Genomic DNA, 13,626 nt, shown 5'->3' on the forward strand with positions numbered 1-13,626 from the left:
GACCCACCCCCTGCCGCGCCCTGCACCGGAACGAGGAACCATGTCCCGCACCCCCTCCACGCCCCGCTGGCGGCGCGCCGCCGCGGTCTGCGTGGCCGCCCTGCTCTCGGTGGGCACGCTGTCCCTGGGCACCGCCCGTCCCTCCGCCGCGGAGGTGGCCGGGGAGAACGTCAAGGTGGCCCTGACCAGCGACATCGACACCTTCAACCCGTTCCTGGCCATCCTGGCCACCAGCACGGGGATCCTGCGCTTCCAGTACGAGCCGCTGGTGGCCTGGGGCACCGACAACGAGCCGGTGCCCGGGCTCGCCTCGGAGTGGTCGGCCACCCCCGACGCCACCACCTGGACCTTCACCATCCCCGAGGACCGGCTGTGGTCCGACGGCCAGCCCATCACCGCCGAGGACGTGGTCTGGACCTTCGAGCAGATCCAGCAGAACGAGGCGCTGCAGGCGGCCAACGGCGGGCTGGTCGAGAACGTCGAGGCGATCACCGCCCCGGACCCGCAGACGGTGGAGATCCAGCTGGCCTCGCCGCAGGCGTCCAACCCGGGGGCCGAGGTGCCGGTCGTGCCCAAGCACGTCTGGCAGGACGTCGACCCGGCCGAGTACGCCAACGACACCGACACCGTCGGCTCCGGGCCGTTCACCATCGCCTCCTACACCAGCGGCCAGAGCGTCGAGCTCAAGGCCAACCCGCACTTCTGGCGGGGGGCGCCCAAGGTGCCCGGGCTGACCTACGTGGTCTACCGCAACACCGACGCCGCCGTGCAGGGGCTGCGCACCGGCGAGATCGACGTGCTGAGCGGGCTCACCCCGGCGCAGTTCCAGTCGCTGGAGGGCCAGCCGGGCATCACCACCAGCTCCGGCGCCGGGCGCCGCTACACCGCGATGGCCATCAACCCCGGGGCGCTCGACAAGGACGGCAACCCCCTCGGCGACGGCCACCCGGCGCTGCAGGACCCGGTGCTGCGCACGGCGATCTTCACCGCGATCGACAAGAACCAGCTGCTGGAGACCGTGCTGCAGGGTCTCGGCGAGCCCGGCAAGACCGAGATGCCGACCGTCTACCCGATGTACCACGGCTTCGCCCCCGGCACCGAGGAGGTCACCTTCGACCCGGCGGCGGCCAACGCGATGCTCGACGAGGCCGGCTACGAGCGCGGCCCCGACGGCATCCGCCTGGACGAGGACGGCGAGCCGCTGCGGTTCCGCCTGATGGGCCGCAACAGCGACCCCACCCACCAGCAGATGGCCGACTTCATCCAGCCCTGGCTGGCCGACATCGGCATCGACGTCGAGGTGTCCATGGTCACCCCGAACCAGGTGAACGACGACTCCACCCTGGGCCGCTACGACCTGTACTTCACGGGCTGGGGGATCGGGCCGGACCCGGACTTCCAGCTCTCGATCAACACCTGCGCCTCGCGCCCGGCCGCCGACGGCTCCGGGGCCACCAGCGAGAACAACTGGTGCAGCCCCGAGTTCGACGAGCTCTACGCCGCCCAGCACGCCGAGCTGGACCCGCAGCGTCGCGCCGAGCTGGTCAAGGAGGCCTTCTCGGTGCTCTACGAGGCCTCGGTGAACAACCCGATCTGGTACGCCGACACCCTCGAGGCCTACCGCAGCGACCGCTTCACCGGCTTCACCAAGCAGCCCGAGGAGACCGGCGTCATCACCGGCCAGAACGGCTACTGGGGGCTGTACACCGCCGAGCCGGTGGCCACCGCCGAGGGCGGTGCGGCGGCCGGCGGGGAGCCGGGCGGGCTGCCCGCCGGCGCCTGGGTCGGCATCGCGGCCGCGGTGGTGGTCGTCGGCGCCCTGGCCGTCTACCTGGTCAGCCGTCGACGCGGCGCCGCCGACGAGCGCGAGTGAGCGTCACCGAGACCGCCGCGGCGCTGGAGGAGGAGCGGCCCCGCGGCTCCACCCTCCCGCGCTACCTCGCCCTCAAGGGCGGCGGCGCCCTGGTCAGCCTGGCCATGGTCGTCGTGCTCGGCTTCTTCTCCTTCCGGGTGCTGCCCGGCGACCCCGCGATCAACATGACGCGGGGGCGCCGGGTCAGCGCCGAGGAGGTCGAGCGGCTGCGCGCCGAGATGGGTCTGGACGACCCGCTGCCGCTGCAGTTCCTCTCCTACCTGGGCGACCTGTTCCGCGGCGACCTCGGCGTCTCCTACGTCTACCGGCGCGAGGTGACCGAGCTGATCGCCGAGCGGCTCGCGCCCACCCTGCTGCTCACCGGCACCGCCGCGCTGATCTCGGTCGTGCTCGGGCTCTGGCTCGGCCAGAAGTCCGCCTGGCGGCGCGGCAGCCTGTTCGACAAGACCCAGACCGGGCTGGCCCTGGTGTTCTGGTCGGTGCCCACCTTCTGGCTGGGGCTGATCCTGCTGCTGGTCTTCGCCGGCGGCCTCGGCTGGTTCCCCACCGGCGGCATGGTCACCCCCGGCACCGACCCCACCGGGCTGGCCCGGGTGCTCGACGTGGCCCACCACCTGGTGCTGCCGGTGCTGACCATGGTGGCGGTGGTCTACGCCCAGTACCTGATGGTGATGCGCGCCTCGGTGCTGGAGGAGATGACCTCCGACTACCTGACCACCGCCCGCGCCAAGGGTCTGCGCGAGGACCTGGTGCGCACCCGGCACGCCGTCCCCAACGCGCTGCTGCCCACCGTGACGCTGATCTTCCTCACGATCGGCGGGCTCGTCGGCGGCGCGGTGACGGTCGAGACCGTCTTCTCCTGGCCCGGTCTGGGCTACCTCACCTTCCAGGGCCTGAGCGCCCCGGACCTGCCGCTGCTGCAGGGCACCTTCGTCGTCTTCTCCTCGATCGTGATCGTGATGAACTTCGTCGCCGAGCTCGTCTACCGGGTCCTCGACCCACGTCTGAAGGCCTCGTGAGCGCCGGCACGGTGGGGTCCGCCCCCCGCTCCGGGCGCGCGGCGGTGGCCGCTCAGCGACGGGCCCGGGCGGCGGAGGTGTGGCGCGAGTTCGCGGCCACCCGCTCGGGGCTGGTGGGTCTGGTGCTGCTGGCCGCGGTGTTCGCGGTGGCGCTGCTGGCCCCGGTGCTGGTCCCGCTGGAGACCCTCGACGTCACCCGGCTGACGGCCGCCAGCAACGAGCCGCCGAGCGCGGCGCACCTGCTGGGGACCGACCCGTCGGGCCGCGACGTGCTGGGCATGCTGGTCTGGGGCGCGCGCGTCTCGCTGCTGGTGGGCTTCGCCGCCACCGCGGTGTCGATGGTGATCGGCACCCTGGTCGGGATGGCCGCCGGGCACTTCACCGGGCTCACCCAGGCGGTGATCATGCGGGTGGTCGACTTCTTCCTGGTGGTGCCCAGCCTGGTGCTGGCCATCGTGCTGTCCTCGGTGCTCAGCCGGGGGCTGTGGACGATCGTCATCGCGATCGGCGTCACCAGCTGGGCCAGCACCGCCCGGGTGGTGCGCTCGCAGACCCTCAGCATCGAGGCCCGGCCCTACATCGAGCGGGCCCGCGCCCTCGGTGGCGGCGACGGGCACATCCTCGGCCGCCACGTGCTGCCGGCGGTGCTCCCGCTGGTGCTGGCCAACACCACGCTGACGGTCGGGTCCGCGGTCATCGCGGAGTCGACGCTGTCCTTCCTCGGCCTGGGCGACCCCACCCAGTTCTCGTGGGGCTCGATGCTCAAGAGCGCCCTCGACACCGGGGCGGCCACCGCCGGCTTCTGGTGGTTCGTGCTGCCCCCCGGGCTGGCGATCGTGGTGGTCGTGCTCTGCTTCACCCTGGTGGGACGGGCGCTGGAGTCCGTCCTCAACCCGACGCTGAGGGGGCGCTGATGAGCGGGGCGCAGCAGCCGGCCGGTGCCGCGCTGGAGTGGCGCGACGTCACCATCGGCTACCGCCGCGGCGACGGCGGCGAGCTCGTCGCCGTCGACGGGGTCAGCCTGTCGGTGCCGCGCGGCGGGACGGTCGGGCTGGCCGGCGAGTCCGGCTGCGGCAAGTCGACCATGGCCATGTCGGTGCTGCGGCTGCTGCCGCGCTCGGCGCGGATCACCGGCTCGATCCTGGTGGGCGGCGAGGACGTCGCCACCATGAGCTGGGGACGGCTGCGCGCCGTCCGCTGGACCGAGGCCGCGATCGTCTTCCAGGGGGCGATGCACTCCCTCAACCCGGTGCGCACCGTGCGCCGCCAGATCCGCGAGGCGCTGGAGCTGCACTCCTCGCCCGCCACCCGCACCCCGGCCCAGCGCGACGCCCGGGTGGCGGAGCTGCTGGCCCTGGTCGACCTGCCGGCGGCCCGCGCCGAGGCCTACCCGCACGAGCTCTCCGGCGGGCAGAAGCAGCGGGTGATGATCGCCATGGCGCTGGCCTGCGACCCCGAGGTCATCATCGCCGACGAGCCCACCACCGCCCTCGACGTGGTGGTGCAGGCCCAGGTGCTCGACGTCCTCAGCGGGCTGGTCCGCGACCGCGGCCTCACCCTGGTGATGATCAGCCACGACCTGTCGGTGCTGGCCGCGGTCTGCGAGCGGATCGTGGTGATGCGGCACGGCCGGATCGTGGAGGAGGGGCCCTCGGAGCAGATCCTGGGCAGCCCCCGGCACGAGCACACCCGCGAGCTGGCCGCGGCCTTCCCGGTGATCGGCGACCCCGGCTCCCGCCGGGTGGTCGGGCGCGCCGCCGTCACCCGGCTGCGCGCCCGGGAGTCCGGGGCACCCGAGGAGGACGGCGGGCCGGCGGCGGGCGTCCCGGCCGCACCCGACGGGGCGGCCGCGACGCACGCCGAGGACACGGCGACCCCGCTGCTGGAGGTGCGGGACCTGGTGGTCGACTTCCGCTCGCGCGGCCAGCACGTGCGGGCGGTCGACCACGTCTCGCTGCGGTGCCGGGCGGGGGAGATCGTCGCCCTGGTCGGTCAGTCGGGCTCGGGCAAGACCACCCTGGCCCGGACGGTGCTCGGGCTGCAGCGGCCGACGTCGGGGCAGGTGCTGCACCGCGGCGTCCCGCTGCCCACCGCCCGCGCCGCGCTCAAGGCCTACCGGCGGGCCGTGCAGTTCGTGCTGCAGGACCCCTCGGCCTCGCTCAACCCCAAGCACACCGTCTACGAGGCGGTGGCGGAGGGGCTGCGGATCCACCGCCTCCCCGGCGACGAGCGGGAGCGGGTGGCGGCGGCGCTGACCCAGGCCGAGCTCACCCCGCCCGAGCAGTTCTTCGCCCGGATCCCGCAGGAGCTGTCCGGCGGGCAGCGGCAGCGGGTGGTGATCGCCGGTGCGCTGGCCCTGGAGCCGAGCTTCCTGGTGGCCGACGAGCCGGTGGCCAGCCTGGACGCCTCCGTCCGCGGGGAGATCCTGGCCCTGCTGCTGCGGCTGCAGCGCGAGCTCGGGCTGGGTGCGCTGGTGATCACCCACGACCTGGGGCTGGCCTGGAACATCGCCGACCGGGTGGTGGTGATGCACCAGGGCCGCCTGGTCGAGGACGGCCCGGTGGAGCAGGTGCTGCTGGACCCGCAGCACGACTACACCCGCACCCTGCTGGACGTGGTGCCCTCCCGGCTGGGAGCACGGCTGTGACCGCGGCGCAGGGCACGGCCGCCGCCGTCCTCGCCCCGCTCGCGCCCGGAGCGCGGGTGGCGCTGGTGGCGCCGTCGGGGCCGGTGGAGGAGAACCGGGTGGCCCGGGCCGTCTCCCTGCTCCGCGGCTGGGGGCTGGAGCCGGTGCTGATGCCGAGCGCCACCGCCCGGCACCCGCGGGCGCGGTACCTGTCGGGGGAGGACGCGGTGCGGGCCCGCGACGTCCAGGACGCCTGGTGCGACCCCTCGGTCGAGGCGATCTTCTGCATCCGCGGCGGCTACGGCAGCGTCCGGCTGCTCGACGCCCTGGACGCCGACGCGATGCGGGCGGCCCGGCCGAAGCCGCTGCACGGCAGCTCCGACGTGACCGCGCTGCACGAGTGGCTGCGCGAGCAGCTGGGCGTGCCGACCTGGTTCTCCCCGATGGTGGCGAGCCTGGCGCTGCTGGACGACGAGGCCGCCACCGCCGACCTGCGCCGGGCGGTGCTCGGGCCGGCGGGGGAGCGGTGGTGGACCTCGCCGGCGGCGGAGGCGCTGGTGCCCGGCACGGCGGAGGGCACCCTGGTCGGGGGCAACCTCAGCCTGCTCGCCATGACGATCGGCGCCCGGGGCCGTCCGGTGCTGGACCACTCCGGCTGCATCGCGCTGCTGGAGGACATCACCGAGGACACCTACCGCGTCGACGGCTACCTGGTGTCGCTGCTGCGGGCCGGCTGGTTCGACGGCGTCACCGGGGTCGCGCTGGGCAGCTGGTTCGAGTGCGGGCCGCTGGAGGAGATCCGCGAGCTGGCGGTGGAGCTGCTGGCGCCGCTGGGCGTCCCGCTGGTCTTCGAGCTCGGCTTCGGCCACGGACCGGCCGCCCACACGCTGCCGCTGGGGGCGCGGGGACGGCTGGTCGCCGACGGCCGGCCCCGCCTCGAGGTCGACGTCCCCGAGCGGGGACCGCGGTGACCGAGGCCAGCCGGGCGCCGCGGGCGTCCACCGTGCTCAAGACGCGGCTGCTGGAGGCCTACCGCGAGGAGTTCGCCGCCGGCCTGGAGTGGGCGCTGGGCGACCCCTCGCTGGAGGCGGCCGCGGCCCGGATCACCGGCGCCCGCCGTCGGTTCGTGCTGGGCGCGGCCAGCTCCTTCACCTACGCCTCGCTGCTGGCGGCCAAGCTGAGCGCGGCGCTGGCCCAGGTCACCCTGGTCGACGGCACCATCGTCCGGCCGCTGGAGATCCTCAGCGACGTCCGCGACAGCGACGTGCTGATCGTGGTCTCGCTGCGGCGCTGGCGCCGCTACACCATCGACAACGCGCTGCCCTTCGCCCAGGCCGGTGGCGCGCTGGTGCTGGTGACCGACTCCGCCGACCACCCGCTGCTGCCGCACGCCGCCGAGGCGGTGGTGATCAGCAGCGGCGCCGACGCCTTCGCCCGGGTCTCCGCCGACGTCCGCCCGCACCCGGAGTCGCCGGGCGTCTCCCCGACCGTGGTCAGCCTGGTCATCGACGTGCTCGCCACCCTGGCCAGCGCCAGCGCCAAGGGCGCCAACCGCCGGCTCGCCGAGCGCGAGCGGCTCGCCTCCGAGCTCGGCCTCTACCTCGACTGACCCCCTCACCCCACCCCCCGCACCCCGCCCGCGTGTATGTCGTCGCGGTCACGGTCGGCGTGTCGCGGCGTGCCGCGGTGTCCGGGCCCGACCACGTACACGTCTGCAGGGACGTCCACAGCCGCCCGGCCGTCCACAGCCGCGCCCCGCCGTCGGGTGGCACGCCCGCTGCGTCGCCAGGAATGGGGTGTGCGAGCGAACCACGACGAGATCTTCTCCCTGCTGTCGCGTCAGCAGGGCGTGCTGCTGCGACGGGACTGCCCCGAGCTGGGCGGATCGCTGGACTGGCTGGCCCGGCGCGGCGCCCTCACCCAGCTGCTGCCCGGCACGTACGCCCTGTCCGCCGCCGCCGAGGACCCGGTGGTGCGGATGCGTGCTGCCCGGCGCTGGGCCCCGGACGGGGTGCTGCGGGGTGCGGCGGCGGCGCGGGTGACGTACTGGCCCACGGCGCCGGTGGGCGACGTCGCCTTCTCGGTGCGCACCCGCCAGGTGCGCCGTGACGGCTACCGGCTCGACCGCCGCCACGTGCCGCCGGACCTCGTGGCCGAGGACGCCCGGTGGCGGGTGACCGTGCCCGCGCTGACCGTCCTCGACCTGTGCGAGGAGCTGGGCGGCGAGGCGGTCGACACCGCGCTGCGGCTGCGGGCCACCACGGTCGGGCAGCTCCACGACGCGCTGGCGGCCGTGCCCCGCCGGCCTGGCAACCGGCTGCGCGCCCGGCTGCTGCTGGACTCGCGGTCCGAGCCGTGGTCGGCGGCCGAGCGGCTGGCCCACCGGCTCCTGCACGAGGCCGGCATCGGGGGCTGGCGGGCCAACCACCGCATCGTCGTCGCCGGCCAGGACTACTACGCCGACGTCGCCTTCCCGGCCCGGCGCCTGCTGCTCGAGGCCGACGGCCGGGCCTTCCACGGTCCGGAGCGGTTCGAGGAGGACCGGGCGCGGCACAACGAGCTGACGCTGGCGGGCTGGACGGTGCTGCACGTCACCTGGACGATGCTGCAGCAGCCGGGCCTGCTGGTGACGCTGGTGGAGCAGGCCCTGAGGACGTGTACGCGGTGACGGCCGGACAGCGCGACACGCCGCGACGCGCCGGGCGTGACCGCGACGACATACAGCCGTTCAGGGGCGGCGGGGCTCAGGGGGAGATGCGGATGTCGGCGATCGCCCGGCGCAGCTGCGGCTCGCGGTCGGCCGCGACGGCGGGGATGTCGGCGATGACGGTGCCGGCGGTGCCGTCCTCGAGGTCGACGACGACCAGCACCAGCCGCTCGGAGGTGAAGTCCAGGCCCTCGATGTCGAAGGTCAGCTCGGACTCCAGCACCCACGCGGCGTGCCCGTCCACCCGGATCGCCTCGTCGCGGACGTCGCGGCGCTGCACCGGCTCGCCGAAGTAGTACTCCGCGATCAGGCACGGCATCACCACGTGCACGCCCTGCTCGGGGGTGAAGAAGCCGTCACCGGCCAGCATCGTGCCCACGTTGAGCGAGACGATCCAGGCGGGGGAGTCGTCCACCGAGATCTGCTGACGCATCATCCCGCGTCCGAAGGGGACCTTGGCGTCCGGCTCCAGGCGCCACGGCGGCCCCAGCTCCGGCACCGAGATCCTCCCGCTGCGGACCCGCCCCGGCAGGTCCTGGGGCACCGCCACCGGGGTCGCCGACGGCGTCACGCAGACCTGGGTGGTGGGCTGGCCGCCGGGGCCGGGCCCCGGGCCGGCCGCGGGACCCGTCCGGTCCACCAGCACCCACACGCCCACCAGCAGCAGCACCAGCAGTCCGGCCCCGACCGCCAGCAGCCGTCCGGAGCCGCGGCGTGAGGGACCAGAGCGGGAGGGGTCGGGGCGGGAGGGACCGGGGACTTGGCCCGCCGGGCGCACCTGCTCGGTCCAGCGCCGCCCGTCCCACCAGCGCAGCTGGTCGGGCCGGCCGCCGGGATCGGGGAACCAGCCCGCCGCAGGCACGAGGGCAGGATAGTTCGCCCCGCCCGGCCGCGGGTCCGAGCCGGACGGGCGAGCGGCTCCGGCCACTACGCTGGCCGTGTGAGTGCGCCCCGGCCGGAGTGGTCGTCGAGTCCGCCCGCGGGCAGGACGACCGGCCCCGGCGTGCCGCTCCCCGGCCACTTCCTCCCCGGCGCCCGACCGCCGGCCGGCCCGCCGCCGGAGCTGGTCGGCCACCCGGGCCCGCCGGTGCCGCCGGCACCCGCCGGCTGGCCGGTGCCGCCGCCGGCCGTCCGCCCGCAGGAGGGACGTCCCTTCGCGCTCGTCACCTCGGCCGTGCTCACCGTCACCGCCGGGGTGCAGGTCGCCCTGCTGGTGGCCTTCCTCTGGCTGGTGCTCTACGCCGGGGCGTCGGCCTTCGACTACCGCGAACCCACCGAGGCCGCGCTCTACCACCTGCTCAACCGCGGCCACCTGGCGCTGCAGCAGGGGCTGTGGCTGCCGCTGATCGGGTTCCCGCTGGCCGCGGCGGTGGTCGGGTTCCTGCTGCCGCTGCGCGCCGCGTGGCCGCGCGTCGCCGCCACCGTGCTCGGGGTGGCCGCGACCGCCTGGATGGTGGTCTGGCGCTCCGACGCCCTGCAGTGGGTGCTGGTCCCGGCCGGCTACGTCGCCCTGTGCGTGCTTCTGCTCTGGACGCCGGGTGTGACACGCTGGCTCCGCACCCGCCCCCGTACGCAGGAGACGCCCCGATGAGCAGGACGACCACCCGACCGGTCGACACCGGTCGCAACGCCGCCCTGACGGTGTTCGGCATGGGCCTGCTGGTGATCGGGCTGGCCTGCCTGGGCTGGGTGGGCTGGCAGTTCTTCGGCACCAACATCGCCTCCGAGCGCGCCTACCAGGAGGAGACGGCCCAGCTGCAGCAGCAGTGGGCCGAGCCCGCCGAGGAGGGCGAGGAGCCGTCGCGGATCAAGGGCGACGCCATCGGCCTGCTGCGCATCCCCGACCTCGGCCCCGACTACGAGGTGCCGATCCTCCCCGGCACCGACGAGGAGACGCTGACCCGCGGGGTGGGCTGGTACGACTCCTCCGTCGCCCCCGGCGAGATCGGCAACTTCGCCGTCGCCGGTCACCGGGTCACCAACGGCGAGCCCTTCCGCCACCTGCTCGACCTCGACGCCGGCGACGTGGTGGAGGTCGAGACCCGCGACGCGGTCTACACCTACGAGCTCCTCGGTGCCCCCCGCGACCTCACCGTCGCCGACACCGACACCTGGGTGCTCGACCCGGACCCGCTGAACCGCAGCGACGACGCCACCGAGGCGATCATGACGCTGACCACCTGCCAGGACCTGTTCCACTCCCCGGACCGCTCGGTGGCCTTCGCCCAGCTGGTCGGCACCGAGAACAAGTAGCCCCGGCGCGGTCCCCTCCCTCGCTACCCTGGTCGGGGCGCCGCCGGCGGCGCCACCCGGGCCCGCGCGGGCCGTCGCGCCTCGACAGGAGCAGGTATGGAGCCACTCGTCATCGTCATCGTCCTCCTGGTGGTGCTGGTCCTGGTCCTCGGGATCGCCGCCGTCGTGATGTACAACGGCTTCGTCAGGTCCCGGAACCTGATCCAGGAGTCCTGGCGCCAGATCGACGTCGAGCTCAACCGGCGCTACGAGCTGATCCCCAACCTGGTCGAGACGGTGCGCGCCTACGCCGCCCACGAGCGCAACACGCTGGAGGACGTCACCCGGCTGCGCAACCAGGCCCAGTCGGTGGCCAGCCACGAGTCCGGGCTGCCGTCGGCCCAGCGCACCCAGGTCGAGGAGCAGCTCTCCGGGGCCGTCCGCAACCTGATCGTCAGCGTCGAGGCCTACCCCGAGCTGCGCAGCAACGTGAACTTCCTCGAGCTGCAGAAGCAGCTGACCGAGACCGAGGACCGCATCGCCGCCGGCCGGCGCTTCTACAACGCCAACGTGCGCGTCTACAACACCAAGATCGACTCGGTGCCCAGCAACCTGGTGGCCAACGCCTTCAAGTTCGAGAAGGCCGCCTACTTCCAGGTCGACGACCCGGCCGTGCGCCGCGCCCCCGACGTGAGCTTCGGCGAGATCGCCTACCGCGGCGACCAGCCGGGCCGGCCGACCCCGCCGGCGCAGATGGGCCCCGGCCAGCACCCCGACGCGCTGCCGCAGCCCGGGTCGCAGCAGACGCCCTACCAGCCCCCGCAGCAGCAGCCCTGGCAGCAGCCGCAGCAGCAGCAGCCCTGGCAGGCGCCGCCGCAGCAGCCCCAGCAGCAGACCTGGCAGCAGCCGGGCCAGTCGACCCCGCCGCAGCAGCCGCCGTCGCAGGGCGGGTACACCCCGCCGCGCACGCAGTGACCTGCCGCGCCCGCCGGTGAGCCAGCCGCCGCCGGCGGGTGGGGACGTCCCGGAGGAGCCGGGCGAGGACGCCGCCGACCTCCCCGGCGTCGGCCCGCACCCGCAGCCCTGGCCCGACGACCCCCGGCTGGACCCGCAGCTGCTCGCGGAGGGGGACCGGCGCAACGTCGTCGACCGCTACCGCTACTGGCGGCTGGAGGCGGTCGTCGCCGACCTGGACACCCGCCGGGCGCCGCTGCACGTGGCGATCCAGAACTTCCAGCACGACTTCAACATCGGCTCGGTGGTGCGCACGGCCAACGCCTTCAACGTCGGCGGGGTGCACGTCGTGGGTCGGCGCCGCTGGAACCGGCGCGGGGCGATGGTGACCGACCGCTACCTGCACCTGCACCACCACGCCGACGCCGAGGAGCTGCGGGCCTGGGCCGACCGCTCGGGGCACGTGCTGGTCGGCGTGGACAACATCCCGGGCTCGGTGCCGCTGGAGGGACGCCGGCTGCCCGAGCGGTGCTGCCTGGTGCTCGGCTCCGAGGGGCCCGGGCTGAACGCGGACATGGTGCGGGCCTGCGACCTGGTGGTGTCCATCACCCAGTACGGCTCGACCCGCTCCCTCAACGCCGGCGCCGCCGCGGCCATCGCGATGTACGCCTGGTCCAGCAGCTGGCGGCCTGCACCCGGCTGACTTCGCCCCCTAGACTGGTATCAACTGGACTGATCTGACTGGCCGAGGGAGGAACCATCTGATGACGGTGAGCGACCTGGCCAGCCTGCGGGCGCCCACCAAGCGCGCCCAGGTGCGCCACCTCCTCTCCGAGCGGATCACCAACGACCTGCGCCCCGGCGACCCCATCCCGTCGGAGCGGACGCTGGTCCGCGAGCTCGGCGTGAGCCGGGTGACGGTGCGCCAGGCCATCTCCGACCTGGTGGAGTCCGGCCGGCTGGAGCGGGTGCACGGCAAGGGGACCTTCGTCTCCGGGCCCCAGGTCAACTCCCGGCTGCACCTGACCTCCTTCTCCCGCGAGATGCGCGCCCGCGGCCTGGTGCCCGAGACCAAGGTCCTGGAGGGGCGCGAGGAGGACGCCTCCCCGGAGGTGGCCCAGCAGCTGCAGATCCGCCCCCGCGACTCGGTGATCCGGGTGGAGCGGCTGCGGCTGGCCGACGGCACCCCGATGGCCTACGAGATCGGCTACTACCCCTCGGCCGTCTTCCCCGGGCTGCTGGAGTCCGACCTCAACACCCTCTACGACGTCTTCGCCGCCCGCTACCAGGTGATCATCACCGCCGGCGACCAGACGGTCCGGGCCGAGGCCGCCGACGCCCACCAGGCGCACGTGCTGGGCACCACCAAGCGCGCCCCGCTGCTGGTGCAGGAGCGGCTGACCCGGGCGGGGGACCGTCCGATCGAGTTCTCCACCTCCTGGTACCGCGCCGACCGGTACCGCATCCACATGGCGATCCGCCCGCTGGAGACGCCCAGCTCAGGCGCCTGAGTCGTCCGGCGCTCGCCGGCCCCCGTGGGTGCTTCGCGGCCGTGGGAGGATGTCGACATGCACAGCGCCCGGGACTACCTGATCGCGGAGTACACCGCGGACCGGGCCGACGAGACCGTGCAGCTGCGCCGGCGCCGGATGATCAGCAGCGCCGTCTCGCTCGGGCTGAGCCTGGTGATCTCGCTCGTGTTCTACCTGTGGCGCCGCGAGCAGTTCGAGCAGAACTGGGAGCCGTGGGTGCTGGTCGGCGTGGCCACCGCCCTCAGCCTGCTGCGGCTGCTGTTCTGGCTCGTCGCCTGGCGCCGCGCGGTGGCCGACCGGGCCCGGGTGGGCGTCGGACCGGCCCTGGTGATCGGGCGCTTCGGGGTCGAGCTGCACGGCGTGCGGCTGGACTGGCCGCGGGTGGAGCGCATGCTCATCGGCCCCGGCCGGCTCGGCGCCGGACCCGAGGTGGTCGTCCGCGGGCAGGGCACGGCGCCGCTGTCGGTGGGGCTGGAGCACCTCGACGTCCGCCCGGCCGCGCTGGAGTCCGCCACCCGCATCTACTCCGGCGGGCAGCGCTCGCTGGACCTCAGCCGCCTCGACGACTGACCGTCCGGGCGGCGTCGGGTAGGCCAGTCGACAACTGGTATGTACCACTTCTGGGACGGTCGTCCGCGCGGGTCGGGGTTTGCAAGACTGTGGGTGTACCGACCGCTGCAGAG

Annotated in this window: 14 protein-coding genes; 13 read left to right on the forward strand and 1 reads right to left on the reverse strand. The window is 74.4% G+C overall.

Translation table 11 applies throughout. The features are described from left to right. The first annotated feature begins 40 nt into the window (after nucleotides 1-40). The 7 genes from GC722_RS04810 (at nucleotide 41) to GC722_RS04840 (ending at nucleotide 8,186) form a co-directional block, all read left to right on the forward strand. Nucleotides 41-1,873: an ABC transporter substrate-binding protein gene (locus GC722_RS04810; RefSeq protein WP_156608405.1), complete on the forward strand. Its 1,833-nt coding sequence runs from the start codon at nucleotides 41-43 to the stop codon at nucleotides 1,871-1,873. Next, nucleotides 1,870-2,892: an ABC transporter permease gene (locus GC722_RS04815; protein WP_331714384.1), complete on the forward strand. Its 1,023-nt coding sequence runs from the start codon at nucleotides 1,870-1,872 to the stop codon at nucleotides 2,890-2,892. The genes GC722_RS04810 and GC722_RS04815 overlap by 4 nt, the downstream gene beginning before the upstream one ends. Further along, nucleotides 2,889-3,806, forward strand: a complete 918-nt coding sequence (locus tag GC722_RS04820) for an ABC transporter permease (protein WP_331714385.1) — start codon at nucleotides 2,889-2,891, stop codon at nucleotides 3,804-3,806. Before GC722_RS04815 ends, GC722_RS04820 begins: the two co-directional genes overlap by 4 nt. After that, nucleotides 3,806-5,539, forward strand: coding sequence for a dipeptide ABC transporter ATP-binding protein (locus GC722_RS04825; protein WP_156608407.1), 1,734 nt, complete (start codon nucleotides 3,806-3,808; stop codon nucleotides 5,537-5,539). The genes GC722_RS04820 and GC722_RS04825 overlap by 1 nt, the downstream gene beginning before the upstream one ends. Further along, nucleotides 5,536-6,489, forward strand: coding sequence for a S66 peptidase family protein (locus GC722_RS04830; RefSeq protein WP_197429797.1), 954 nt, complete (start codon nucleotides 5,536-5,538; stop codon nucleotides 6,487-6,489). The genes GC722_RS04825 and GC722_RS04830 overlap by 4 nt, the downstream gene beginning before the upstream one ends. Beyond that, nucleotides 6,486-7,127 carry an SIS domain-containing protein gene (locus GC722_RS04835; RefSeq protein WP_197429798.1) on the forward strand — a complete coding sequence of 214 codons (642 nt, stop codon included), beginning with the start codon at nucleotides 6,486-6,488 and terminating at the stop codon, nucleotides 7,125-7,127. The genes GC722_RS04830 and GC722_RS04835 overlap by 4 nt, the downstream gene beginning before the upstream one ends. Before the next feature lie 189 nt (nucleotides 7,128-7,316). Beyond that, entirely contained in the window at nucleotides 7,317-8,186 is an 870-nt protein-coding gene (locus GC722_RS04840; protein WP_197429799.1) for an endonuclease domain-containing protein, read from the forward strand. A gap of 76 nt (nucleotides 8,187-8,262) precedes the next feature. Here GC722_RS04840 and GC722_RS04845 read toward each other — a convergent pair whose 3' ends face one another. Then, nucleotides 8,263-9,087 carry a DUF2510 domain-containing protein gene (locus GC722_RS04845; protein ID WP_197429800.1) on the reverse strand — a complete coding sequence of 275 codons (825 nt, stop codon included), beginning with the start codon at nucleotides 9,085-9,087 and terminating at the stop codon, nucleotides 8,263-8,265. 141 nt (nucleotides 9,088-9,228) lie between these two features. Here GC722_RS04845 and GC722_RS19155 point away from each other — a divergent pair, with 141 nt between their 5' ends. The 6 genes from GC722_RS19155 to GC722_RS04875 all read left to right on the forward strand — a co-directional run bounded on the left by GC722_RS19155 (nucleotide 9,229) and on the right by GC722_RS04875 (nucleotide 13,513). Then, nucleotides 9,229-9,816 (forward strand): hypothetical protein, encoded by a 588-nt coding sequence (locus tag GC722_RS19155; RefSeq protein WP_197429801.1) that lies wholly within the window; start codon nucleotides 9,229-9,231, stop codon nucleotides 9,814-9,816. Continuing rightward, on the forward strand, nucleotides 9,813-10,478 hold the full coding sequence (locus GC722_RS04855) for a class E sortase (RefSeq protein WP_156608415.1): 666 nt from the start codon (nucleotides 9,813-9,815) through the stop codon (nucleotides 10,476-10,478). The genes GC722_RS19155 and GC722_RS04855 overlap by 4 nt, the downstream gene beginning before the upstream one ends. 96 nt (nucleotides 10,479-10,574) lie before the next feature. Beyond that, on the forward strand, nucleotides 10,575-11,432 hold the full coding sequence (locus tag GC722_RS04860) for a LemA family protein (RefSeq protein WP_156608417.1): 858 nt from the start codon (nucleotides 10,575-10,577) through the stop codon (nucleotides 11,430-11,432). A gap of 127 nt (nucleotides 11,433-11,559) precedes the next feature. After that, nucleotides 11,560-12,114, forward strand: coding sequence for a TrmH family RNA methyltransferase (locus GC722_RS04865; protein ID WP_231747501.1), 555 nt, complete (start codon nucleotides 11,560-11,562; stop codon nucleotides 12,112-12,114). A gap of 61 nt (nucleotides 12,115-12,175) precedes the next feature. Further along, entirely contained in the window at nucleotides 12,176-12,922 is a 747-nt protein-coding gene (locus GC722_RS04870; protein WP_156608421.1) for a GntR family transcriptional regulator, read from the forward strand. A 57-nt stretch (nucleotides 12,923-12,979) separates the two neighbouring features. After that, nucleotides 12,980-13,513 carry a hypothetical protein gene (locus tag GC722_RS04875; protein ID WP_156608423.1) on the forward strand — a complete coding sequence of 178 codons (534 nt, stop codon included), beginning with the start codon at nucleotides 12,980-12,982 and terminating at the stop codon, nucleotides 13,511-13,513. The last annotated feature ends 113 nt before the right edge of the window (nucleotides 13,514-13,626 follow it).

The organism is Auraticoccus cholistanensis (assembly GCF_009742705.1).
Lineage (GTDB): Bacteria > Actinomycetota > Actinomycetes > Propionibacteriales > Propionibacteriaceae > Auraticoccus > Auraticoccus cholistanensis.

Coding starts and splice junctions, on each gene's coding strand:
- GC722_RS04855 (WP_156608415.1), top strand. CDS start 9,813: ATGAGCAGGACGACCACCCGACCGGTCGACACCGGTCGCAACGCCGCC.
- GC722_RS04875 (WP_156608423.1), top strand. CDS start 12,980: ATGCACAGCGCCCGGGACTACCTGATCGCGGAGTACACCGCGGACCGG.
- GC722_RS04825 (WP_156608407.1), top strand. CDS start 3,806: ATGAGCGGGGCGCAGCAGCCGGCCGGTGCCGCGCTGGAGTGGCGCGAC.
- GC722_RS04810 (WP_156608405.1), top strand. CDS start 41: ATGTCCCGCACCCCCTCCACGCCCCGCTGGCGGCGCGCCGCCGCGGTC.
- GC722_RS04860 (WP_156608417.1), top strand. CDS start 10,575: ATGGAGCCACTCGTCATCGTCATCGTCCTCCTGGTGGTGCTGGTCCTG.
- GC722_RS04870 (WP_156608421.1), top strand. CDS start 12,176: ATGACGGTGAGCGACCTGGCCAGCCTGCGGGCGCCCACCAAGCGCGCC.